This window comes from Streptomyces sp. NPDC041205 (assembly GCF_055591765.1).
The window spans coordinates 1,322,284-1,343,406 of the sequence record NZ_JBVIZH010000001.1; the positions used below are offsets into that span (position 1 = coordinate 1,322,284).

14 protein-coding genes, 1 tRNA gene and 1 pseudogene are annotated in these 21,123 nt (G+C 74.5%); 6 read left to right on the forward strand and 10 right to left on the reverse strand.

Annotation, left to right across the window (positions count from 1 at the left end; all coding sequences use genetic code 11):
* Window positions 1–114 precede the first annotated feature (114 nt).
* Window positions 115–873: an IclR family transcriptional regulator gene (locus ACZ6BG_RS05745; protein WP_468997256.1), complete on the forward strand. Its 759-nt coding sequence runs from the start codon at window positions 115–117 to the stop codon at window positions 871–873.
* Between the two features lie 94 nt (window positions 874–967).
* Window positions 968–1,041 (forward strand) — tRNA-Lys (locus ACZ6BG_RS05750).
* Window positions 1,042–1,099: 58 nt separating this feature from the next.
* Here ACZ6BG_RS05750 and ACZ6BG_RS05755 read toward each other — a convergent pair.
* From ACZ6BG_RS05755 to ACZ6BG_RS05775, 5 genes are read right to left on the reverse strand one after another with little or no spacing between them, the layout of a single operon-like run.
* Window positions 1,100–2,014 (reverse strand): GHMP family kinase ATP-binding protein, encoded by a 915-nt coding sequence (locus ACZ6BG_RS05755; protein WP_468997258.1) that lies wholly within the window; start codon window positions 2,012–2,014, stop codon window positions 1,100–1,102.
* Entirely contained in the window at window positions 2,011–5,520 is a 3,510-nt protein-coding gene (locus ACZ6BG_RS05760) for a non-ribosomal peptide synthetase (protein ID WP_468997260.1), read from the reverse strand. The genes ACZ6BG_RS05755 and ACZ6BG_RS05760 overlap by 4 nt, the downstream gene beginning before the upstream one ends.
* Entirely contained in the window at window positions 5,517–6,776 is a 1,260-nt protein-coding gene (locus ACZ6BG_RS05765; protein WP_468997263.1) for an ATP-grasp domain-containing protein, read from the reverse strand. Before ACZ6BG_RS05765 ends, ACZ6BG_RS05760 begins: the two co-directional genes overlap by 4 nt.
* Window positions 6,773–8,395, reverse strand: a complete 1,623-nt coding sequence (gene argH, locus ACZ6BG_RS05770) for an argininosuccinate lyase (protein WP_468997265.1) — start codon at window positions 8,393–8,395, stop codon at window positions 6,773–6,775. The genes ACZ6BG_RS05765 and argH overlap by 4 nt, the downstream gene beginning before the upstream one ends.
* On the reverse strand, window positions 8,392–9,471 hold the full coding sequence (locus ACZ6BG_RS05775) for a cysteine synthase family protein (RefSeq protein ID WP_468997266.1): 1,080 nt from the start codon (window positions 9,469–9,471) through the stop codon (window positions 8,392–8,394). The genes argH and ACZ6BG_RS05775 overlap by 4 nt, the downstream gene beginning before the upstream one ends.
* Window positions 9,472–9,833: 362 nt before the next feature.
* On the opposite strand from ACZ6BG_RS05775, the gene ACZ6BG_RS05780 reads away from it, so the two are divergent.
* A complete protein-coding gene (locus ACZ6BG_RS05780) occupies window positions 9,834–10,562 on the forward strand; it encodes a thioesterase II family protein (RefSeq protein ID WP_468997268.1) in 729 nt (242 codons plus the stop codon).
* 42 nt (window positions 10,563–10,604) lie between these two features.
* Here the strand turns inward: ACZ6BG_RS05780 and ACZ6BG_RS05785 are convergent, their stop codons facing one another.
* Window positions 10,605–12,077: a class II 3-deoxy-7-phosphoheptulonate synthase gene (locus ACZ6BG_RS05785; RefSeq protein WP_468997270.1), complete on the reverse strand. Its 1,473-nt coding sequence runs from the start codon at window positions 12,075–12,077 to the stop codon at window positions 10,605–10,607.
* A 217-nt stretch (window positions 12,078–12,294) separates the two neighbouring features.
* Between ACZ6BG_RS05785 and ACZ6BG_RS05790 the strand changes: the two are divergent.
* A pseudogene (locus ACZ6BG_RS05790) lies at window positions 12,295–13,853 on the forward strand (anthranilate synthase component I family protein).
* A gap of 143 nt (window positions 13,854–13,996) precedes the next feature.
* Window positions 13,997–14,656, forward strand: a complete 660-nt coding sequence (locus tag ACZ6BG_RS05795; RefSeq protein ID WP_468997974.1) for an anthranilate synthase component II — start codon at window positions 13,997–13,999, stop codon at window positions 14,654–14,656.
* On the opposite strand, the gene pdxR is transcribed toward ACZ6BG_RS05795, so the two are convergent.
* Window positions 14,643–16,058, reverse strand: coding sequence for a MocR-like pyridoxine biosynthesis transcription factor PdxR (pdxR, locus tag ACZ6BG_RS05800; protein ID WP_468997272.1), 1,416 nt, complete (start codon window positions 16,056–16,058; stop codon window positions 14,643–14,645). The two genes, ACZ6BG_RS05795 and pdxR, sit on opposite strands and share 14 nt — an antisense overlap.
* Before the next feature lie 153 nt (window positions 16,059–16,211).
* On the opposite strand from pdxR, the gene trpD reads away from it, so the two are divergent.
* Window positions 16,212–17,276, forward strand: coding sequence for an anthranilate phosphoribosyltransferase (trpD, locus tag ACZ6BG_RS05805; protein WP_468997275.1), 1,065 nt, complete (start codon window positions 16,212–16,214; stop codon window positions 17,274–17,276).
* A 569-nt stretch (window positions 17,277–17,845) separates the two neighbouring features.
* On the opposite strand, the gene trpC is transcribed toward trpD, so the two are convergent.
* The 3 genes from trpC to ACZ6BG_RS05820 all read right to left on the reverse strand — a co-directional run bounded on the left by trpC (window position 17,846) and on the right by ACZ6BG_RS05820 (window position 21,112).
* On the reverse strand, window positions 17,846–18,673 hold the full coding sequence (gene trpC, locus ACZ6BG_RS05810) for an indole-3-glycerol phosphate synthase TrpC (protein WP_468997277.1): 828 nt from the start codon (window positions 18,671–18,673) through the stop codon (window positions 17,846–17,848).
* A 194-nt stretch (window positions 18,674–18,867) separates the two neighbouring features.
* A complete protein-coding gene (locus ACZ6BG_RS05815; protein ID WP_468997279.1) occupies window positions 18,868–19,863 on the reverse strand; it encodes a TauD/TfdA family dioxygenase in 996 nt (331 codons plus the stop codon).
* Window positions 19,856–21,112, reverse strand: a complete 1,257-nt coding sequence (locus ACZ6BG_RS05820) for a cytochrome P450 (RefSeq protein WP_468997281.1) — start codon at window positions 21,110–21,112, stop codon at window positions 19,856–19,858. Before ACZ6BG_RS05820 ends, ACZ6BG_RS05815 begins: the two co-directional genes overlap by 8 nt.
* Between the last annotated feature and the right edge of the window lie 11 nt (window positions 21,113–21,123).

The window sequence follows — 21,123 nt, forward strand, 5'->3', positions numbered from 1 at the left end:
CGCGCCACTCTTGTGTCCAACACCCCCTACCCAGGGGGTATTTGGCGGTTATCGTGGACAGTGTCCAGCTGTCCGGAACCGTTCCATCTCAGGCTCAGGGATCAGGGAGAAGCCGTGGCGGTGCAGCGCGAGTCGACGACGGCCCACCAGTTGGTGCAGAACGCCCTGCGGGTGCTCGAAATCGTCGCGCGCCGGGGCACCGGCGTCACCGAGGAAGAGCTGACCCGACGCGCCGCCCTGCCCGCCACCCAGCTCGCCGCCCTCCTGCGCATGCTGCGCCGCGAGGGGTACGTCGAGCAGATCACCGACGGGGCCTACGTCACGGGCGCCTCGCTCACCCGCCTCGGCTCCGCCCACGACCGCGCCCTCGCCCTGCGCGACAAGCTCCGGCACACCCTCGGCGGCCTGCGCGACTCCATCGGCGCCGCGGTCTATGTCAGCCGTTACGTGGACGGCGAGATCCGGGTCACCGACGTCGCCGACGGCCCGCGCACGCCCAAGGTCAACGAATGGGTGGACTTCCGGGTCTCCGCGCACGCCAGCGCCGTCGGCAAGAGCCTGCTCGGCCAGCTCGACCTGGACGCCCGTCGGGACCATCTGTCCCGGCACAAGATGGCCCGCCTCACCTCGCGCACCATCACCAGCGAGCGCGTCCTGCTCCACAACCTCGACGCCCAGGCCGCCACGGTCCCCGTCCTCGACCTCCAGGAGTACGCGGTCGGCACGGTCTGCGCCGCCGTCCCCATCACCGCGGGCGCCACGGTCGGCTCCCTCGCCCTCTCCCTGCCGGTCGAGCACGCCCACCGGCTGCGCGAAGCCGCGGAGAACCTGAACCGGAAGGCCGCCCCGGTCCTGCTGTCCCTGGCGATCTAGGGGGCTCGGGCCCGGTGGTCCCGCCCCCCTCCCGGCCCCGCCCCGGGTGGTCCGGAGCACCCTCCAGGACCAGGTATTATTTTCGAGTCAGCAAGCGCCGCTAGCTCAGTTGGTTAGAGCAGCTGACTCTTAATCAGCGGGTCCGGGGTTCGAGTCCCTGGCGGCGCACAGACAGCGAAGGCCCTCCGTGATCACGGAGGGCCTTCGTGCTGTTCCGGTGGTGCCCTCAGTCGAAGCTCAGCGTCCGGTACACCGTCACGTTTCCCGCCAGTTCCTGGCAGCGCTGGGCCGCCGCTGTGAGCTTGGTGTGGCAGTCGGGTGCCGCGGTGTCCAGGAGGATGCCGAGGGCCGTGCCGCTGTGGCCGACGACGACGCCGAGGCCGCCGACGTCCGCGCAGATGGCGATCAGCGGCTCCAGGGACCACTTGTGCCGCAGAACCTGGTTCATCCGGGCGCTGGCCGTGGCGACCCGGCCGACCTCCGCGAGGTCGCGGCGGGCCACCGCGCGGGTGACGCGGTCGAGAAGCCTGGCGTACTCGCGCCTGTCGGCGGCGGTGAACGGCTTGGGGATGTTGTTGAAGTCGACGGTGTCCACCGAGCCGCCCTCGTCGACGCTGACCACCGCCATCGACGGCAGCGAGCCGAGCCGCGCGCGCAGCCGCACACTGCGGTGGTGGAAGGCGACGACCGAGGGGTACAGCACGCCGTCGGTGGGCTCGATCCTGGCGAGGTAGGTCTCGATGCGGCGCGGCGGCATCGGCTCGCGCAGCGCGTTGGCGACCGCGCGGGCCGTGGCCACCAGGTCGGCGGAGGAACTGGCGAGGCCCTTGCCCTCGGGCAGGGTGCTGTCGAGGGTGAGCAGGCCGCCGCCGGGGCGCCGCGCGTCCTCCATGATCATGGAGGTGAGGCGGAGCGCCTTCTTCTTGTGCGGCGGCACCACCGCCAACTCCTCGGCGCCGCGATCGAGTTCGAAGCGGGCCATGGCCCAGCGGGCGACCGGCAGCGTCACCAGGAAGTCGCCGTCCCGCTCGGGCAGCACTCCCTGGAGCAGTTCCCCGAAGGTGCCGAAGGCCGCGCTGACACCGACGGCCGCCACGCCGGGCGGGGCCGCGCCGGTCAACAGGTGTGCGTGCGTGGTCACGTGGTTCCTCCTTGCCCCGGCGGCCCGGCGCGCAGCGCGGCCCGCACCGCTCCCGCCGCGTCCGCGGGGCGGGTACTGACGAAGTAGTGGCCTCCCAGAGGCAGTTCGTGGCTCGTGACGTGGTCGCTGACCGCCTTCCATTCGAGGTGCGACCGGGCGGAGCGCCCGGTGGCCGGGTCGTCGCGCGCGACGACGACGTGCAGGGGCGCCCGCACCCGGTGCGCGTCGGGGTCGGCGCGCAGCCGCAGGAGGTACGTGTGCGCGGCCCGGAGGTCGTGGCGGCAGGCGCGGGCCACGACCTCGGCGCGCTCCGGCCCCAGCGCGTCCAGCTCGACGTACGCGGCGCCCGCGCGGAGGCCGTCGAGGAGCGTGCCGTCGTCCACCGCCTCGGCCCGGTCGGCCCGGGCGCGCAGGGTGGCGGGGTCGTCGAGGAGCTGGGCGCCGACGAAGACCCGCGCGACGGCGTGGCCCGCGGCCTCCAGGAGCCGGGCGGTCTCCAGGGCGGGCGCGGCGCCCGCCCCATGGCCCCAGAGCAGGACGGGGCCGGTGGCGCGCGCGGCCAGTTCGTCCCGTACGCGGCGGGCGAGTCGGGGCACGTCCGCGAGGGGGCCCGCGGCGCCCGCGAGGTCGTGGCCGGGCGGCTCCACGCCGAGGACCGCGATGCCCTCGCCCTCCAACTCGGCCGCGAGCGCGCGATAGTTGACGGCGTTCCCGCCCTCGTACGGGAAGCAGACCAGGGTGTGGCGCGGGTTGCGGACCAGGGACAGCTCCTGGAGCAGGGCGCCGCCCGGGGCCCCGGCGCCGTCGACGGCCGCGGCCAGGTCGGCGAGGACCGGGTGGGCCGTGAGACGGGCGAGGGAGAGGGTGCCGTCGAGGTGGACGAGGAGGCGTACCGAGGCGAGGGACGTGCCGCCCAGCTCGAAGAAGCTGTCGGTACGGCCGATGCGCTCCAGCGGCACGCCGAGGACCTCCGCCCACAGCATGGCGAGCCGCCGTTCGGTGGCGGTGGCGGGCGCGGCGTGCGGGGCGCCGCCGTGGCCGAGGGTCCCGGCGAGGCGGACCAGGGCGGGCTTGTCGGCCTTGCCGTTGCCGGTGCGGGGCAGCCGCTCCAGTTGGTGGACGTAGGTCGGCACCATGTAGTCGGGCAGGCGGGCGGCGAGGTGGTCGCGCACGCGGTCGGCGGGCAGCGGTCCCGGGCCGCTGACGAAGGCGGCGAGGTGGCGCGGGGCGCCGGTGCCCTCGCGCGGGCCCGCGGCGGCACCGGTGGCAGCGGTGTCTGTGGCACCGCCGTCGACGACCACGGCGGCCTCGCGGACGCCCGGCATCGCCGTCAGCCGGTGCTCGATCTCGCCGAGTTCGATGCGGTAGCCGCGGATCTTGACCTGTTCGTCGTGGCGGCCCAGGTACTCGATGCGCCCGTCGGGCAGCCAGCGCCCGAAGTCGCCCGTGCGGTACATGCGGGCGCCCGCGCGGAACGGGTCGGCCACGAAGGCCTGCCGGGTGCGCTCCTCGTCGCCCACGTAGCCACGGCCGACGCACACGCCGGAGAAGGCGATCTCGCCGGTCGAGCCGAGCGGCACGAGGTTCAGGTTCGCGTCGAGGATGTACGGGTTGACGTTGCGCAGCGGGCGGCCGAGCGGCACGAAGTCGCTCTCGGGCACGGCGTCGAGCACGTCGTGCACGGTGTCGTCGCAGACCTCGGTGGCTCCGTAGGCGTTGACGAGCCGGATGTGCGGATGCAGCGCGAACCACCGCCGGACCAGGCCGAGGGCAAGGGCCTCCCCCGTCACCGACAGGGCCCGCAGCGCGCCGAGCGGGCGCGGCGGCCCGCTCTCCAGGTGGGTGAGCAGGACTTCCAGGTACGAGGGGACGACCTGCGCGACGGTGACACCACCGTCGACGATCTCGTCCACGAAACCGTCCACGCCGAGTTGTCGGGCGGTGTCGACGATGTGGACGGCGGCGCCGGTGAGCAGGGGCGCGGCGAACTGCCAGAGGGAGATGTCGAAGCTCTGGGAGGCGGTCTGGGCGACGACTTCGCCACTGCCGCCGGGGTTTCCCCTGCCGGTCCCGCCGCCTGCGCCCGCCGGACCCGCGAGCCCCATGTCGTCGATCTTCGCCCGAAGGTGGTTGAGCAGCCCGGCGTGCTCGCACAGGGCGCCCTTCGGGGTGCCGGTGGAGCCGGAGGTGAAGTAGATGTACGCGGCCCGGCCGGGGGTCAGGGTGACGTCGGGGGCGTGGTCGGGGCCGCCCGCCGCGAGGATGCGGGGGACGGTGAGGATCTGGGGTGGGGTGGGGGTGGTCGGCCCGGCAGGGGCATCCGGCCCCGCGAAGGCATCCGGCCCCGCGAGGACAGCGGCCGCCGCCTCCCGCGCCGGGCCCTCGCCGTCCGCGTCCGTCAGCGCGAACACCGCCTCGCTGCGGGCTAGTTGGGCTGCGATGTGGTCGACGGGGAAGTCGGGGCGTATCGGCAGATAGACGCCACCCGCCTTGAGGACACCGAGCGCGGCGGCGATCCAGTCCGGGGTGCGCTCCATGACGACGGCCACCACGCCCTCGGCCGCGAGGCCCGCCGCGAGCAGTGCGTGGGCGACGGCGTTCGCGGCCCGGTCGAGCTCCCGGTACGTCAGCCGCCGCTCCCCGTGGACGACGGCGAGGGCGTCGGGGTGGGCCCGCACCCGGTCCTGGAACTCCGCCACGAAGGTCCGCTCCGCCAACTGCGCTCGTGGTCCGGCGAATTCGTACAGCTGCGTCTCGGTCTCGCGCGCCGAGAGCAGGCTCTGCCGGTCGTGGCGCGCGGCCGGGTCGGCGGCGATCAGGCGGAGCGCGGCGAGGTGGTATCCGGCGACGCGTTCGGCGTACGAGGCGTCGAGCGCGGCCGTGTCGTAGGTGACGCGCAGGGCGAGCCCGCCGTCCGTGTCCGGGGCGAGGCGCACGCGCAGGACGGTGCCGTCGTCGGGCAGGTCGGCGTGCGCCGGGTCCGGCCCTGACGGCGAGTCCGGCTCCGACAGCGGGCCCGGCCCTGACAGGTCGAGGGTGACCTCGGGGCGGACCCCGCCGGGACAGGTCGCCGCCCCGGCCGCGCCCGCGATCAGCTCGGCCCACGTCGAGTCGGGCACGGCGAGGCGCAACGGCCCCTGGAACGCGGCCTGTTCGTGCGGTACGTAGCCGATGAGCAGGTCGCGTTCGTTGGTGAGGGTCGAGAGGACCCGGGCGTGGGCGGCCAGCAGGAGTGCGGGCAGGGTGGCGCCCAGGTCGGCGGCGGTGCGCTCCAGGGCCCGGGTGACGTCGGCGGGCAGCCGGGCCGTGCGGGTGCCGGTGCCGGGCCTGCCTCCGGGGAGGGCGGTCCAGCGGGGGATCCTGGTGGCGGGTTCACCGGCGGGCTCCCTGGCGAGACGCGCGGAGGGCCCTTGGGTCGACGCGTACGTCGGGGCGCTCCTCGGGTCGTACGTGGGCATGCGCTTCGGGTCGTACGTCGGCGCGGCCTGCGCCTGGTGGTCGGTCATCGGTCCCCCTCCGCGGCCTCGCCCAGCTCCACGTCGATTCCGCGCACCGCGTCCCGCGCGTGCCGCGCCGCCGCCTCGGGGTCGGGCCCGGTGGCCACGACGCACGCCAGGCGGTCCAGGAACGAGTGCGTGACGCGCACGTCCCTGCCGACGGCGGTGCTGACGGTCGCCGCGACGACCCCCGGGGCGGCGAGCGCGTCCGGCAGCCCCGCGACCGCCGTGACCCGCCCCTCCCCCGCCGCCCGCAGGAAGCGGACGGCGGCGTGCCCGGCGCCGGTCCCGGCCGGGGCGGGCGCAAGGCCCGACGCGCGCGCGATCACCGCGTCGACCAGGTCCACGCCGGTGGCGGCCCGGACGGCGACGGGGATCATGCCGCCCGCGAGCCTCGGGTTGACCTCGATGACGACGGGTCCCCGCGCGGTCAGGCGCAGTTCGGTGTGGGCCGCGCCCCAGCCGAGGCCGAGGGCGGTGAGCGCCCGCAGCGCGGTGGCGGCGAGGTCGGCCGCCGTGTCCTCGGGGACGGGCGCGGGTACGTCGTGCCCGGTCTCCACGAAGTACGGCTCGGCCCCGACGTGCTTGGCGACGACCGCGACCACCCGGTCGTCCAGGGTCTCCACGGAGAACTCCGGGCCCCGGACGGCCTGTTCGACCAGGATGCGGGCGGGCACGGGGGTGCCGCGTTCGTCGGTGGCCCGCCCCAGGAGGCGGTCGGCCCAGGCGCGGGTCTCCGCCGGGTCCCGGCACAGCCGCACGCCGACGGAGCCGGAGCCGCTGACCGGCTTGAGGACCACCGGGAACCCGGTCTCCTCGGCCGCCCGCACCGCGTCGGCCACGCTCCCGGCCTCCGCGAACGCCGGAACCGGCACCCCGTGGGCCGCGAGCGCGGCCCGCTGGGTGCCCTTGTCGCGGCAGCGGGCGACGGCGTCGCCGTCGGCGGCGGGCAGGCCGAGCTTGGCCGCCGCGCGGGCGGCCGTCGCCACGAAGTACTCGGAGCTGGAGGCGACTCCGGCGAGACCACAGGCGGCCTCGTTTCCGGTGTCTTCGGCGAGCGCCCCGCACACTTCAAGCACCGCCGTCAGATCCCCGGTGTCCACGACCCGTACGTCGACGGCGTCCTCGGCGACGTACGGATAGCGCGCCGGATCCCGGGTCAGGAGCACGGGCCGGAGCCCGCGCGCCCGGGCGGCGGCGCAGAACTCGCGGCCCGTGCCGGTGGTGTTGCTCTCGACGAACGCGAGGAACGCGCCCTTGCTCATCCCGAACCTCCCGTCGCTTCCCCGGACCCGGCTCCCGCCGAAGGCCCGGGCCCGTACCGCTCGACGACCCCCGCCACGGCCGCCGCGAGCGCGCCGTCGGCGTCCCGCAGCCGTCCCCGGCGGGCCGCGCCCCAGTCGGCGTGGGCGCCGAGCCGTCGGCGCAGCGCGGCCACGACCTGGTCGCACGCGCCGGGGCCGCCGCCGCGGTCGTGGTCGGCCACCACGTCGGCGAGCGGCGGGAGCGCCCCGCCGAGGTCGGGGTGGCCGTCGGGCGGGGTGATGTCGGTGAGTTCGGCGGCGCCGGAGTCGACGGCGGCGCGGACGGCGGCGCCGACGGCGTGGTGGGCGGTGCGGAAGGGGACGCCCTGCGCGACCAGGCGGTTGGCGATCGCCGTGGCGGTCACGAAGCCCTCCTTGGCACGCTGTTCCATCCGGGCGGGCACCGGCCGCGCGCCCGTGACCAGGACCTGGGTCAGGAGCACGGAGTCCCGCACGGCGGCGAGGGCGGGCCACACCACGGCGACGGCCTCCGTGCCGACCTCGATGGAGTTGGTGAACGGCGTCGACTTCATCGCGGACGCCGACGCGGTCCAGGCGCCGACGGCCGTCGCGGCCTTGGCCTTCACATGCTCCAGGAGGAACGCGTTCCGTTTCTGTGGCATGGCTGAGCTGCCGCCGACGAGCCGCTCCGGGAACTCCACGAAGCCGAACTCCTGCGTGGACCACAGCTGCAGGTCGGTGGCGAGACGGCTCAGGGTCACCCCGGCCGAGGCGGCCGCGGCGAGCGCCCGCAGCGCGGTGTCGCGTGCGGCCACCGCGTCCGTGGCGTGCAGCGGCGGACCCGCGAAGCCGAGCAGGGCCGCGGTGCGCCCTGGCCGGATCGGCAGGTCGGTGCCCGCCACCGCGCCCGCGCCGAGCGGACAGCGGCGGCCCAGTTCGTCGACGGTGTGCCTGAGGCCCACGATGTCCCGGTCGAGGGCGGTGGCGAGACCCGCGAGGTAGTAGCCGTAGGTGATGGGCATCGCGGGCTGGAAGTGGGTGTACACGGGCATGACCACGTCCCGGTGGACCCGCGCCCGGGACAGCAGCGCCGCCTGCAGCCGGAGCAACTGGCTCAGCAGCTCCAGGAGTTCGCCGCGCAGGCGCATCGCCGTGACGGTGGCCTTCAGGTCGTTGCGGGAGCGCCCGGTGTGCAGCTTGCCGCCGACGTCCGCGCCGAGCGCGGCGACGAGGTGCCCCTCGTACATGAGGTAGAGCCCGCGCGGCGCCGGTACGCCCACGAGGTCCCGGAAGCCGTCGGCCCGCAGCCGGCCGACGCGGTCCAGGAGGGCCGCGGCGGCGGGGCCGGGGAGCAGCCCGCTCTCGGTGAGCATCACGACGTGCGCGAGGTCGACGGTGCTGGTGAGGTCCAGTTCGGCGCGGATGTCGGCGGGGGTCGGTTCGCCGTAGACGACGCGGCGGGTGCGGGGGCCGAGGACGGCGGTGAGGCGGCCGGTGCCGGGGGGCGGGGGCGGGGTGGTCGGGGCCGGGGCCGGGGCTCGGGACGGCTCCGAGTCCGGGGCCGGGGAGGGGACTTGGGGCGATGCCTGGGCCGGGGCGCCGAGCGGTGGGGCCGTCACGACAGGACCTGTTCCGCGCGGTCGCGGCCCGCCGGGCGCGGCACCACGCCGGGCACGTCCTCGTAGCCGCGCCGGTTCCACGCCAACCGGGTCCAGGCCGCGCCCGCCTCGTCGGGCGCGGCGACGGTCACGGGCTCGGCGTCGGGGCGCGGGTCGAGGACGTACCCGTTGTCCGCGAGCCAGGCGTCGTCGTACACCGTGGCCTGATAGCGGTAGCCCTCGTCCGGCATCATCACCACGCACAGCTTGTCGGGGTTGCGGCGGGCCCACCACTGCGCGACGAGATAGGCGGCGCCGCTCGTCGGCCCCTGGAACAGGGCGTGCTGGGCGTGCAGGGCGCGGGTGTGCGCGTACGCCTCCTCGGCGGCACACCAGTGGACCTCGTCGAAGACGCCGTGGTCGAGGTTGGCGGGCCACAGGCTGTTGCCGAGTCCGCGCAGCGTGCGCGGGCCGTCGTCCTGGCCGAACAGCACACTGCTGTGCGTGTCGACGCCGATGGCGAGGGTGTCCGGGTTGTGCGCGCGCAGGCCGCGCGTGGTGCCGCACATCGAGCCGCCCGAGCCGACCGGGCCCACCAGGCAGTCCACCGCGCCGAGCGTGCGGATCAGCTGCTCGGAGACCCGCTCGTAGGAACGGGGGTTGTCGGGGTTGGTGTACTGCTCGGGGCAGAACGTCGACGGCAGCGCGGCGCGGATCTCCGCGAGCCGCCGCAGCCGCGCCTCCTGGAAGCCGCCGACGGCGGCGGGCTCCCGGCAGATCTCGACCTTCGCGCCGAGGTCGCTGAGCCTGCGGTACAGGTTCGCGTCGATGGCCGGGTCGCTGACCAGGATCAGCTCCCGCTCGGTCAGCGCGGCCTGCATGGCGAGGGCGAGCCCGAAGGTGCCGGAGGTGGTCTCGACGATCACCGTGTTGTGGTGCAGCTCGCCGCGCTCACGGGCGCGTTGGAGGATGAAGTGGGCGGGCAGCAGCTTCATCAGGGTGAAGACCGCGCCGTAGAGATTCGGGCCGATCCGCACGAGGCGCGGCATCATCTGCGCCTCGGTGATCGAGTGGTACGTCGGGGGGGTCACCGGCATGGGAGCTCCCTGGGAATCGGGGTGGTGCTGGTCGGTGCGGCGGCGGGCGGAGCCCACGGGTGGGCGGCGGAGCCCGAGAGGCGGATGGCGGGCGCGCCACGGGGGACGCGGGCCGGGCTCCGCGCGAGGCCGGCGCTGAGGGCGGTGCCTCTCCTTCGGTCAGGATCCCGGGCGGCCCTGACAGCGGACTGACAGGCCGAGCCGCCGTCGGCCGCGGGCGGGTGCCGCCGGGCCCCGCGCCCGGTCGGGGTGCCGCAGCTCACGTTCCGCGGTCAGGTGGTCGTCAGCGCGCGGTGGAATCATGGACGCCGACCGGTGTGCCGTCGCACGCCGGTGGACGACCGGCTGACTGGGGGACGGCAATGGTGTGGACGCAAACAGTCGAGGCACGGCCCTTCGCGGCGGGCCGCCTGGTGTGCTTCCCGCACGCCGGGGGCTCGCCGTACTTCTACCGCTCCTGGGGCAAGGCGCTCACGGACGTGGAGGTCCACACGGTCTGCTATCCGGGCCGCGCCGACCGCATCGCCGAACCGCCCGCCACGGACCTGAAGTCGATGGCCCGCGACCTCGCCGATGAGCTGCGCCCGCTGCCCGACGGGCGGCCCACGGCGTTCTTCGGGCACAGCATGGGCGCGTTCGTGGCCTACGAGGTGGCCCGGCTCTGGCAGGCCGACGGCGCGGAGGTGAGCCACTTCTTCGCGTCGGCGGCCCGCGCCCCGCACACGGCGACCGGCACCCCGGAGCGCGCCGCCGAGGTGGACGACGCGGCCGTCCTGCGTACCCTCGCCCAACTGGGCGGCACGGACGCCGAGCTGCTCGACAACCCGGTGTTCCTGGAGCTCGTGATGCCGTACGTGGGCGCGGACTTCCGGATGGTCGCGGGCTACGCGGGGCAGCCGGACGCGCTCCTGGACTGCCCCGTCACGGTGCTCCGCGGCGAGGCGGACACGCGGGTGAGCCCCGCGGAGGCCGCCGCCTGGCGGGAGCAGACCCGGGGCCCGGTCACGCTGCACACGCTGGCCGGCGGGCACTTCTACCTGACGGACGAGCCGCCGCTGCGGATCGTGGAGGACGCACTGCGCGCGGGGTGAGGCCTGGGCGGGTGCGCCCGGACCGCGTCGGGGTGCGCCGCGTCAGCTCCCGCCGTGCCCGCGGTACATCTCGGCCAGCAGGAACGCCAGGTCCAGGGACTGGGTGCGGTTGAGTCGGGGGTCGCAGGCCGTCTCGTAGCGGTGCGGCAGGTCCTCCTCCAGGACGGCGTTGCCGCCGCCGACGCACTCGGTCACGTCGTCGCCGGTCAGCTCGACGTGGATGCCGCCGGGGTGGGTGCCGAGCTCCTGGTGGACCTCCACGAACCCGCGCACCTCGTCCAGGACGGTGTCGAACCGCCGGGTCTTGTGGCCGCTGGGCGCCGTCGTGGTGTTGCCGTGCATCGGGTCGCTGACCCAGGCGACCAGGGCGCCCTCGGCGTTGACCTTCTCCACCAGCGTGGGCAGCAGGTCCCGTACGCGGTCGGCGCCCGCGCGCACCACGAACGTGAGGCGGCCGGGCTCCCGGTCCGGGTCGAGCCGGTCGAGCAGGGACAGGACGGTGTCGGGGGACGTCGTCGGGCCGAGCTTGACGGCGATGGGGTTGGCGACGCGGGAGAAGTACTCGACGTGGGCGCCGTCGAGGTCGCGGGTGCGCTCGCCGATCCACAGGAGGTGGCCGCTGGTGGCGTAGGCGCGGCCGGTGGCGGGGTCGGGCGCGGGCTCGGCGCGGGTTCCCGGTTCGGCGCGGGTCGTGGGGTCGGTGCGGGGCGCGGGCTCGGCGCGGGTCAGGGCCGCCTCGTAGTCCAGGAGCAGCCCCTCGTGGCCGACGAAGAACTCGGCGGTGGCCAGCTCCCGGGTGTCGACACCGCAGGCCCGCATGAAGTCGAGGCTGCGGCCGATCTCGTCGGCGAGCTGTGCGTAGCGTTCGCCCGCGCCGGACGCGGCCACGAACCCCTCGTTCCAGGCGTGCACTTGGCGCAGGTCGGCGAAGCCGCCCGTGGTCAGGGCGCGCACCAGGTTGAGGGTGCGCGCCGACGCCTCGTACATCGCGCGCAGCCGGCGGGGGTCGGGTACGCGGGCCGCCTCGGTGAACTCCAGGCCGTTGACCGCGTCGCCCCGGTACGAGGGCAGGACGACCCCGGCGCGCTCCTCGACCGCGCTGGACCGCGGCTTGGCGTACTGCCCGGCCATGCGGCCGACCTTGACGACCGGCAGCGCGGTGGCGTGCGAGAGGACCACGGCCATCTGGAGCAGCGTCCGGAGCTTGCCGCGGATCGCGTCGGCGGTGGCCCGCTCGAAGGTCTCGGCGCAGTCGCCGCCCTGGAGGAGGATGGCCTCGCCGCGCGCGACGGCCGCCATGCGCCGCCGCAACTGGTCGCACTCGGCGGCGAAGACCAGCGGCGGCGCGGTGGCCAGGTCGTCGGTGACGTCCCGCAGGGCGCGCGGGTCCGGCCAGTCGGGCTGCTGCCGGGCGGGGAACGCCCGCCAGGATTCGGCGGCCGTATTCTCCGCCGCGTTTTCCCTTTCGTCGGCGATCGCGCCGGCTCGTGCGTCGGCTCTTGCGCTGTCTTCCATGACGGCCTTCCCCGTGCGGACATAGGACAGGAGGAACGGAAACGCGTCACAACTGAATCCGTGCGCCCCGGTCCGGGTCAAGCGATTCGGAATTGGTCCGCCTCAGGTCCCGGGAATTGGTCTGGCACGGTTCACGGCACCGCTGTTTGACTTTCCGACAGCACGGAAAGGCGGCCGTGGGACAAGCCGACGGCGGCGAATTCACAAGGAGTTCACCATGCCGGACTTCACGCCGGTCGACGTGCGGGTGACCGCGAGCGAACTGCCCCGCCACGACCCCCTGGACCTGTACGTCCCGCTGCGCGCGGCCCTCGGCCAGGACGAGGTGTTCCTGTTCGAGAGCGTCGACGGCGCCGACCAGGACCGCCGTGCGGCCGTCGTCGGCTTCGGGCGGCTCGCGGAGATCCGGGTGTACGACGGGTACGTCGACCTCGACGGCACGCCCGCCCTCACCCGGGCGCTCGCCGGGGCGGCCTGCGCGGCCGGCCTGCGCGGGGACCATCCGCGGGAGCCGGACCCGGGTGTGCACCGGCTCCGCCTCACCGCCGCCGACCAGGTCTGGGACTTCCTGGCCCGCGCGCAGCGCCTGTTCGCCCTGGACACCGAACTGCCCACGACGGCCTACGCGTTCGGCTTCCTCACGTCCCTCGCGTACGAGGCCGCCTGGCACCTGGAGGCGCTGCCCGCCCGCGCCGAGCCGCCGGGCGCCCCGGACATCACGCTGACGCTCTTCCGGGACACCGTCTGGTACGACCTGGCGGACGGGTCGGTGCGTCACCTGCGGGCGGCGAGCGGGGCGTTCGGGGACGGTGATCCGACGAGGGCCCGGGAGGTGGCGTGCGAGGCCGCGTACGAGGCGGCGCGGGCGGCCGCTTCGGGCGGGCGGCCGGTGGTGGTCCCCGAGGCGCCCGGGCCGGAGTCCGTGCGGGACAGCGTGGACCGCGAGACCTTCCTGGGCTGGGCGAGGACGTGCCTGGAGCACATCGGGGTCGGCGACGTCTACCAGATCCAGATCGGCCACCGCGTCGACGTCCGCACCGCGTTGACGCCCGTCGACGTCTACCGGCGGCTGCGCGCCCGCAACCCGTCGCCGTACATGTATCTGATGCCGCGCGCGGGCCGCACGCTGATCGGGGCGAGCCCGGAGCTGTTCTTCCGGATCGAGGGCGACGAGATCGTGATGCGCCCCATCGCGGGCACCGCGCGGCGCGGCCCCGACGAGGAGGAGAACCAGCGCCGGGTCAAGGAGATGCGCGAGTCCATCAAGGAGCAGGCCGAGCACATCATGCTGGTCGACCTGTGCCGCAACGACATCGGGCGGGTGACCACGGCGAGCACCAAGCCGGTGGACCGGCTGATGGCCGTGGAGGGCTTCACCATGTCTTCCACCTGGTGTCGACGGTGTCGGGGCGCCTGGAGGGGGGCGCGGGGGGCGCGGGGGGCGCAGAGGGCACGGGCACCTGGCAGGCGGTGCGCGCGACGTTCCCCGCGGGCACCATGACCGGGGCGCCGAAGGTGCGCGCCATGGAGATCGTCGACGGCCTGGAGCGGGAGCGGCGCGGCGCCTACGCGGGCGCGGTCGGCCTGGTCGACGTGCGCGGCTGGAGCGAACTCGCGCTGTGCATCCGCACGGTGGAGCACGACGGGGAGACCTACTCCACGCAGAGCTCGGCGGGGCTCGTCGCCCAGTCCGAGCCCGAGGCCGAGTGGCGCGAGACGCTGGCGAAGATGGGCGCCGCGTACTGGGCCCTGACCGGTGCGGAGCTGCTGCCGTGACCGGCGCGCCGCGGCTGTGGCCGCTCGGGCCGCGCGGACTCACCCCGCCGCCCCCACCACTCCCGACGCCCGCGCCGACCGCGCCCCGCGCGCCGTCCGCGTACGACACTCCCCCGGCCCCGTACGAGAGAGGCATCCCCGGCATGAACGTCCTGCTGATCGACGCCTACGACAGCTTCGTCCACATCATCGACCAGTACCTGCGCACGCTCGGGGCGCGCACCCAGGTGGTGCGCTCGCTGACCCGCTCCCCCGCCGACCTGGCCGCGACCGGGCCCGACGCGGTGGTGCTCGGGCCCGGTCCGGGGCATCCCGAGGCGTCCGGACACGTGGAGCTGGTACGGGAGTTCGCGGGGCGGGTGCCGCTGCTCGGCGTGTGCCTGGGGCACCAGGCCATCGCGCTCGCGTACGGCGGGCGTGTCGAGGTGGCCGGGCAGGTGATGCACGGGCGCACCAGCACGGTGCGGCACGACGGCGCCGGGGTCTTCCAGGGCCTCGGCCACACCCTCGAAGCCACCCGCTACCACTCTCTGGTCGTCGCCGAACCGCTGCCCGCGCAGCTCGTGACGACGGCCACCGCCCTCGACCACGGGTACGTGATGGGCCTGCGGCACCGGACGCTGCCCGTGGAGGGCGTGCAGTTCCACCCCGAGAGCATCATGACGAACGGAGGGCTCGCGATGATGGAGAACTTCCTCGGCCTTGCGGCCACCACCGGGTCCCGGGCCGGGGTCGGGGGCTCAGCTCGGGCCGGGGCCGGGGTCAGGGCCGGGGCCACCACCGGCGCGGTCATCTCCCCCTGACCACCTCCGCGATCTCCCGCACCGCCTCCGTGACGCCCGAGCGGGGCAGGTGCGCGTGGCCCACGACCAGGGCGGGCGCGGTGGGGCCGGGCCGGGCGTGGAACGCCGCGCCGCCGCGCACCAGGACGGAGCGGTCGAGCGCCCCGGCCACCACCGCGGCCTCGTCCACGTGCCGGGGCAGCCTCACATACGCGTGCAGGCCCGCCGCCCGGCCGATGACCCGGGCGCCGGGCACCTGCTTGCGCACCGCCTCCTCCAGGGCCTCGCGGCGGCTGCGGGCGCGGGCGTTGAGGCGGCGCAGATGGCGGTCGAACTGGCCACCGCGCAGGAGTTCGGCGAAGGCCAGCTGGGTGAGGGTGTCCGTGCCCAGGTCCTGCCGGGCACGCACCCGCAGCAGCCGGTCAAGGAGCGGCCGGGGCGCGGCGACCCAGCCGAGGCGCAGCCCGGGGGCCAGGGTCTTGCTTGCCGTGCCCGCGTACACGACGTGGTCGGGGGCCTCGCGCTGGAGGGCGAGCGGACGGATGCCGCCCTGCTCGTACCAGAGCCCGCCGTCGTAGTCGTCCTCGATCACCAGGCCGCCGGTCTCGCGCGCCCAGCGGGCCAGGGCCTCGCGGCGGCTCGCGGACAGTTTGACGCCGGTGGGGAACTGGTGGGCGGGTGTGACCAGGACGGCGCGCAGACCGGACGCGGCGAGCGCCTCGACGTCGATGCCCTCGGCGTCCACGGGCAGCGGCACCGGGCGCAGCCCGCTGTCGCGCACGAACTGCCGCTGCCCGGGGTGCCCCGGGTCCTCGATGCCGAGCGCCGTCACTCCGTCCTGCGCCAGGGCCGCGCACACCAGGGACAGCGTCTGCGCGAACCCGGCGACCACCATCACCTGGTCCGCGCTCGTGCGCACGCCCCGCAACCGACCGAGGCAGTGGGCGAGTTCACGGCGAAGCACCGGCTCGCCCGCCGGCGGCGGATAGCCGTGGTCGGTGGCGTTCGCGCGGTTCAGGACCCGCTGGTAGCAGCTCAGCCACTCGCGGCGCGGGAACGCCGCGAAGGTGTGGCTGCCCGGTCTCAGGTCCCAGCGGACGCCGGGCACCTGGGCGTCGGGGCCCTCGTCGAGCAGCGCGGGCACGACCGGTCCCGCGGCGGCCGCGGCGTCCCAGTGTTCCACCACCCGGGTGCCCGCGCCCCGCACCGCCTCCAGATAGCCCTCGGCGACGAGTTGCCCGAACGCCTCGACGACCACGCTGCGCGAGACGCCCAGGTCGTCGGCGAGGCGGCGGCTGGACGGCAGTCGCGTACCGGGGTGCAGAATGCCCTCCGCTATCTCCTTTCTGATGAAACGCTGTATCTGGGAGGTCAGGGACTGCTTCGATTCCCTGACGACGTCCACCGCGATGTGCAGGGCCACGGCCCCTCCCTCTCTTGCGCTTCGTGAACTCCTTTGAGTTCTGCTGTAATTGGCCCGTACGGCTCCTCGGAAAGTGGTCTGGAACGCGCGTCCGCCGCTCTCCAGAATGAAAGGGACGTGCTCTTCTTCTTCGAGGATTCGAGGAGAATTCCCGTGACCGCCGATGAGCCACAGGGCCGTACCTGGCCGGAACTGCTGAACGCACTGCTGAGCCGCAGGGATCTGACCTCGGCCGAGACCGCCTGGGCGATGGATCAGGTGATGTCGGGCGCCGCGGGCCCCGCGCGGCTCGCGGGTCTGATGGTGGCGCTGCGTGCCAAGGGCGAGACCGCCGAGGAGATCGACGGCCTGGTCGACGCCATGTACGCGCACGCCGTGCCGCTGTCCGTGCCCGGGCCCGCGCTCGACATCGTCGGCACCGGCGGCGACGGCTCCCACAGCGTCAACATCTCCACGATGTCGGCCGTCGTCGCCGCCGGAGCCGGGGCGCGTGTCGTCAAGCACGGCAACCGCTCGGCGTCCTCCGCGTGCGGCTCCGCCGACGTCCTGGAGGAGCTGGGCGTGGCGCTCGACCTGCCCGCGCCGGAGATCGCGGAGGTGGCGGAGGAGGTGGGCATCACGTTCTGCTTCGCGCCCCTGTTCCACCCGGCGATGCGGCACGCGGCCGGCCCGCGCCGGGAGTTGGGCATCCGCACGGTCTTCAACATCCTGGGCCCGCTGACGAACCCGGCCGCGCCGGTGGCCCGCGCGGTGGGCGTGGCCGACGCCCGGCTGGCGCCGCTGCTCGCCGCGGTCCTCGCCCGGCGGGGCGTGTCGGCGCTGGTGTTCCGGGGTGACGACGGGATGGACGAGCTGACGGTCACGACTACCTCCACGGTCTGGTCGGTCTCCGGCTCCGAGGTGCGCGAGGAGTCCTTCGACCCGAGGGACATCGGCATGGCGTACGCCACCGGGGACGCGCTGCGCGGCGGCGACCGGACGCACAACGCGCGGGTGGCACGCGAGTTGGTCGCGGGCGCCCGCGGCCCGGTCCGGGACGCCGTCCTGCTCTCGGCCGCCGCGGGCCTCGCGGCCCTGGAGCCGAGCACCGCCTCCGCCACGGAGCGCATCGCCGCCGGGGTGGACCGCGCCGCCGAGGCCATCGACTCGGGCGCCGCCGCGGCCGTGCTCGACCGGTGGGCGACGGTCACGACGAAGCGCCGCGACCAGGGGGCGTGAGCGGGACGGCCGGGAGGAGCATCGTCCGACGAGCACCACTCCACGGGCCCCGGGTGACCGGGGCCTTCGGCCGTCGGCGCGGGGCGGGTTGCGCCGGGCGCTGGACGGGCGAGTCCGCCGGGCGGGCCGGACTGTCGACGAGTGGATCTGCCGGGCGGGCCGGACTGTCGACGAGTGGATCGGGCAGGCCCGCGGGGCGGGGACGCGCTGGACAGGGGCGCGAAGGACACGGGCTCGCACCGCTGTGGGTGCGGGCGCACACAAGAACCTGTGTCACAAGCCCGGGCAGGGTTACAGGTCCCAGGCCCAAGACCCGAGCAGACCACAAGCCGCAGGGTCAGGCAGGACCAGACTTCACAAGCACAAGCACAAGCACAGACTCAGGCACGAGCACGGACTCAGGGACAAGCACGAGCACGGACTCAGGCACAAGCTCAGGACGCCGCCCCGGGCATCGGCTCGGGCACCCGCTCGGGCACCCGCTCGGGCACCATCCCAGCCACCGCCTCAGCCACCACCTCGGTGACCGCCTCAGCGACCAACCCCCACCACCCCCTCAAGAATCCCCCTCACCCCATCCCACCAACCCCCCGCCCCCGCTGCCGCACAAGCCCCCGCCCCGCCGCCACCAGCTGGGCCACCGCCTTCCTGCTGTCGCCGCCCGTCACCACGGACTCGCCCACGAGGATCGCGTCGGCGCCCTGGGCCGCGTAGGCCAAGGCGTCGTCGGGGCCGCGGACGCCGGACTCGGCTATGCGCACGACGCCTTCCGGTATCTCCGGGGCGAGCCGGGCGAACATGCCGCGGTCCATCTCCAGGGTGCGCAGATCGCGGGCGTTGACGCCGATGATCCAGGCGCCCGCGTCGAGGGCGCGCTTGACCTCCGTCTCGTCGTGCACCTCCACCAGGGGCGTCAGGCCGATCTCGGCGGCGAGCGCCAACAGCTCGGCGAGCAGCGGCTGTTCGAGGGCGGCGACGATGAGCAGGACCAGGTCCGCGCCGTGCGCCCGGGTCTCCCAGAGCTGATACGGGTCGACTATGAAGTCCTTGCGCAGGAGCGGCACCCGCACCCGCGCCCCGACCGCGTCCAGGTCCGCGAGGTGGCCGCCGAAGCGGTGCCGCTCGGTGAGGACGCTGATCGCCGCGGCGCCACCCGACTCGTACTCCGCGGCGAGGCCCGCCGGGTCGACTATGTCGGCCAGGCACCCCCGGGACGAGCTGTTCCGCTTGACCTCGGCGATGACCTTCAGGCCGTCCGCCCCGGAGAGCAGCGCGGCGCAGTCCAGGCCGGGGCCGACCTCGGCCACGCGGTCCGAAAGCTCGGCCTCCGGAACGAGCCGGCGCCGCTCCGCCAGGTCGGCCCGCACCGCCCCGATGATCTCGTCGAGCGCGTTCATCCATCCGTCCTTCCCTATGCCAACAAACCTAAGGACGGCCGGAGCCCCGGACCACACCCTTTAGCGTTCGTTGAAAGTCCCAGGTGGGAGGGTGTGGTCCGGCGGTCCGCCCGTCGAGCAGCGGGCTGCGCGCGGTCCGGGGCGGGGCCGCCGGGCCGCATCGGACCAGGTCGCGGCGGTCCGGGCCGCGCCGCTCAGGTCATGGACACCACCACCTTGCGGGTGCCGGTGAACGCCTCGCGGCCGTGCAGGACGGACATGTTGTCGACGATCATGATGTCGCCGGCCTGCCAGGGCTCGGCGATCCGGTGCGCGCGCTGGGACGCGCGCACGTCGGCGAGGTCGCCGTCGGACAGCGGTGTGCCGTCGGCGTAGGTGATCCAGTGCGGCAGTTCGGCGGGGTCGTCGATGAGGGAGAGCAGGGTCTCGGCCTCCTCCGGGGGGAGGTTGGACGGGTGCCACTGGTCGGCCTGGTTGAACCAGGTGTCGCGGCCGGTGCGCGGGTTCTTGCGGATCCCCGGCCGGTGCTGGCGCACGCGCAGACCGCCGTCGCCGGTCCAGGTGAACTCGGCCCCGGACGCCGTCAGGAACTCCTCGACGACCGCCTTGTCCTCGGTCTCGAAGGTCGCCTGCCAGGACTTGCCGAGGCCGAGGCCGCCGTGCAGGTGCTGGTGGTAGACGACGCCGTCGGCGAACCGCGCGCGCACCTCGGGCGCCAGGCCCGCGAGCAGCGCCTCGCCGTCGCACACCGGGGTCGCGCCGCCGGTGTCGGGGGCGTCGAGGCAGCAGAAGTACAGCCGCGTGGGCCACGCCATCGCGTACGACATCTCGTTGTGCAGGGAGATGTCGTAGCGCGCCGGGTACTCCGTGGACGTGAAGACGCCGTCGGAGACCGTGGCGCGCGGGGTGTTGCCGCCGCGGTAGCTGTCGATGAGGGAGTCGCCGAAGCGGGTGACGGTGCGGTGGAAGGCGGCGGCGTCGGCGATGCCGAGTCCGCGCACGAGCACGGCGCCGCACTCGGCGATCAGCTCGTCGGCCCGCACGCGCACCGCCTCCCAGGAGTCGGATCCTCCGCTTCCGGCCCCCTTACCCACCTGCCCGCCGCCGAAGTCCCCCTCCGCCGCGAAGTCCCCCTCGACGTGCAGCAGGGCCAGCGTCGTCCCGCCCGTCGTACGCCTCTCGTCACGCATCGCCGTCCGTCCCTTCCCTGGCCGGCTCCGCCGTGAAGGCGACGGGCAGACCGCTGTAGCCGTGTACGAAGTTGGAGTAGAGCCGTCGCGCGGGACCGCGCAGGCCGATCCGCGCGACCTGGTCGCGCAGGGTCTCGACCATGGCGTTCACATGGACGCGGCCGAGGAACGCGCCGAGGCAGAAGTGCGGGCCGTGCCCGAAGACGACGTGCTTGTTGGGGCTGCGCCCCACGTCGAAGGAGTACGGGTCGGTGAAGACGTCCTCGTCGAAGTTGGCGGAGCTGTTCCACAGCGTGACGACGTCTCCCGCCTTGATGACCTGGTCCCGCAGCGGTACGTCGACCAGGGCGCGGCGCCCGAAGTGCATGGCGGGCGTGGTCCAGCGCAGGATCTCCTCGGTGGCGCTGTCGGAGGTGACCTCGCCCGCCTTGAGGCGCCGCCACTGCTCGGGGTTCTCGGCGAGGGCGATGAGGCCGCCGACGAGGGACATGCGGGTGGACTCGTCGCCGCCGAGGATCAGGCTGTAGCAGTTGAGGACGATCTCGTCCTCGGTCAGCGGCTCGCCGTCGACGGTGGCGGTGGCCAGGACGCTGATGACGTCCTCGCCGGGGTTCCCGCGCCGCTCGGCGGCGAGTTCGGAGAGGTACAGCAGGATCTCGTTGCGCGCCATCAGCGATTCCAGCTCGCTGTCCTCGCTGCTGTGCCGGGACAGGGTCTGGGTGTTCCACTCGACCAGGCGCGGCCGGTCGGCGTGAGGGATGTCCATGAGGTCGCCCATGGTGTGGATCGGCACGTGGTCGGCGACGTCGGTGACGAAGTCGGCCTCGCCCGACGCGACGGCGCGGGCGACGAGTTCGCGGGTGTGCCGGTGCACGCCGTCGACGACGGGCGCGAGGACGCGCGGCGCGAAGGACTTCAGCATGAGGTTGCGGATCGCGCGGTGGCGGGGCCCGTCGGTGACGGCGAGCATCTTGCCCGCGGCCGAGTCGCCGCCCTGGAGCAGGGTCGTGAGGACGTTGCCCTTCTCCGAGGTGAACCGCTTGTTGTCGCGGTACACGGAGACGGCGTCCGCGTACCGGGACACCACCCAGAAGCCGGGCGCGCGCTCGGTCGGCGGGTGCCAGTGGACGGGGCTGTCCTCGCGGAACCGCCGCCACAGGGCGTGCGTGTCCACGTCGTGGAAGGTGCGGGGGTCGGTGAGGTCGACGGCCGCCGGGTCCGGCGGCGCCAACACCTGGGGTACGGACATGGGTTGACTTC

What these genes read in the sequence shown, in the direction of transcription:
- ACZ6BG_RS05760 (WP_468997260.1), bottom strand. Translation starts at nt 5,520, where the DNA reads ATGACCGACCACCAGGCGCAGGCCGCGCCGACGTACGACCCGAAGCGC.
- ACZ6BG_RS05765 (WP_468997263.1), bottom strand. Translation starts at nt 6,776, where the DNA reads ATGAGCAAGGGCGCGTTCCTCGCGTTCGTCGAGAGCAACACCACCGGC.
- ACZ6BG_RS05775 (WP_468997266.1), bottom strand. Translation starts at nt 9,471, where the DNA reads ATGCCGGTGACCCCCCCGACGTACCACTCGATCACCGAGGCGCAGATG.
- ACZ6BG_RS05780 (WP_468997268.1), top strand. Translation starts at nt 9,834, where the DNA reads ATGGTGTGGACGCAAACAGTCGAGGCACGGCCCTTCGCGGCGGGCCGC.
- ACZ6BG_RS05785 (WP_468997270.1), bottom strand. Translation starts at nt 12,077, where the DNA reads ATGGAAGACAGCGCAAGAGCCGACGCACGAGCCGGCGCGATCGCCGAC.
- ACZ6BG_RS05795 (WP_468997974.1), top strand. Translation starts at nt 13,997, where the DNA reads ATGAACGTCCTGCTGATCGACGCCTACGACAGCTTCGTCCACATCATC.
- trpC (WP_468997277.1), bottom strand. Translation starts at nt 18,673, where the DNA reads ATGAACGCGCTCGACGAGATCATCGGGGCGGTGCGGGCCGACCTGGCG.
- ACZ6BG_RS05815 (WP_468997279.1), bottom strand. Translation starts at nt 19,863, where the DNA reads ATGCGTGACGAGAGGCGTACGACGGGCGGGACGACGCTGGCCCTGCTG.
- ACZ6BG_RS05820 (WP_468997281.1), bottom strand. Translation starts at nt 21,112, where the DNA reads ATGTCCGTACCCCAGGTGTTGGCGCCGCCGGACCCGGCGGCCGTCGAC.